Below are 1838 nucleotides of genomic sequence, written 5' to 3' on the forward strand. Positions count from 1 at the left end.
ACATAGAAATTGACACTGCAAGCTCCTCGGCTCCTTGCTTCAGTGTCAGTATGTCTCGCTCATCACCTCAAGCCGCGCCAGATGGGGTCAGCTTGGCGCTTACGTAAGAACGCCCCGGAGATAGTTGCACTTGTTTCATCTGAACCCATCGTGGAAGGGCCAAAGTGCCGATTCCGGAGAGAAGAGCGAGCCCGTCGGGATATCTAAAGTTGTGGAAACGGTTGCCAGCCAGATAGAGAAGAGAAGCAAGACGAAGCACGTCAGATGCCGGCAAAACGGAAGGCTCGAAACCGCTTGACCTCAACCGGCTGAATAGTGAAGTCTCATCAACCGTCGTCTCTGAGCTCCACCCCCGGCCCTGTGCAGTTCCAGCTAATCCGACTGCTTTGCACACACACGCGCCAAGCAGTTGTTATCTCGCCTTCAGCCTTGACAGGGAACGTGAGAGACTAGGAGACGAGAAGGAAGAAGTCGTAGGCGGTTCGGGCGATTTCTGCGATGACGCGGTCCCGCCGCTCGCATGGGGCGCACCCCTTCTTGATGAATACGGAGATAACGATCTCGCCGCGCCCCTGCGGAAGGACAATCAGGCCAACATCATTGGTGACACCGCCGATGGTGCCGGTTTTGTCGATCACCTCCGTCTCGGGCGGCAGCAGACCGCGAAGCCGGGTGTCGCTGGTCCGGCATGCGCGCATGATGTCACGCAGCACCGTGGCCAAGGCCGCCAGCGGCAGGCGGCCGCCGAAAAGCTCAGCGAGCAAGGTGCTCATGGCGAAGGGCGTCGAGACGTCATGCAGGTCGTCTTCGAAGGCCGGGTTTGGCGAGCGATCTCTCTCGACGTGACCCGGACGAGTTTGCGCCTCCAGCATGGCGTTCATAAAGGGCCCGCTCCCCAGTTCGAAGAAGTCCCGGAGGATGCCGCGCGAGTCCCGATCCACCCGCTGGCCTGCGACGCCCCAGGCCTCCAGCGACCTAGTCACGGCTGCAACACCTCCACAGGCCTGGATGAGAACGTCGGTGGCTGTGTTGTCGCTCTCGTCCAACATCACCTGCAGCAGGTTGTGAACAGAAAGTTGTATTCCAGGATGGATAAATCGATCCGCGATCAGCGACCCACCGACGCGCATGTCTTCAGGGATCTCGAGCAGATGGTCGAGTGCCAGTTCGCCAGCGGCGATGCGCTCCAGGATCCGGCACGCTACTGCAATCTTGACCGTGCTCGCCATTGGGAACGGCTGCTCTGCGTTTAGCAGGAGGGCTGGCCCATAGCCGTCGAGGCGCCACGCGGCCACCCCCACAACGCCCTCGGCGCCAAGGCTGTGGCGGGAAATCTCCGCCGTCGCGTTCTCTATCAAGCGGAACCACTCGGGAGCCGCAGCCCCCTTAAACCTGGTAAATGGTAGGGCCGTAGCCATGGAGAGCCTCGCAATTTTCTGAGTTGCATACCAAGTGATGTGAGGTGCCATTACATCTTACCTAGCCGCGGAATCACGGCTTCAGAGATGAATTCCAGCCCCTTTTCGGTAACCTACTAGAGGTAGTCTTGCTTCTATTGAGCTACAATATCGTCGATCGAAGCATCGGCTTTCAATCCATACGAGAGGACACCGACCAGGATCAAAGCAGCCTGCTGGTCGGCGTTTTCACTGGCGCGAAGTGCATGGGAAGGCGGCTTATCACCGCGCACAGAGCTTGACATAGGGCCTTGCCAGTTGCGGCGCGATCAAACAGAAGCAGAAAGATGAACACTCCGACCATCGCCATGACGGCGATGGCCGAAACCAATCTGCGAAGGATGTACGCAGCCACTAAGCCGAGACCTTCTGCATGTTCCA

General features: G+C 58.8%; 2 protein-coding genes. Both read right to left on the reverse strand.

From position 1 onward, the window contains the following. Positions 1–449 precede the first annotated feature (449 nt). Positions 450–1358, reverse strand: a complete 909-nt coding sequence (locus NKJ81_RS32455; RefSeq protein ID WP_352542972.1) for a serine hydrolase — start codon at positions 1356–1358, stop codon at positions 450–452. A 262-nt stretch (positions 1359–1620) separates the two neighbouring features. Then, on the reverse strand, positions 1621–1838 hold a 218-nt coding region (locus tag NKJ81_RS32460), incomplete at its 5' end, for a hypothetical protein (protein WP_352542973.1).

It is taken from the genome of Mesorhizobium sp. M0018, assembly GCF_040323955.1.
Taxonomy (GTDB): domain Bacteria; phylum Pseudomonadota; class Alphaproteobacteria; order Rhizobiales; family Rhizobiaceae; genus Mesorhizobium.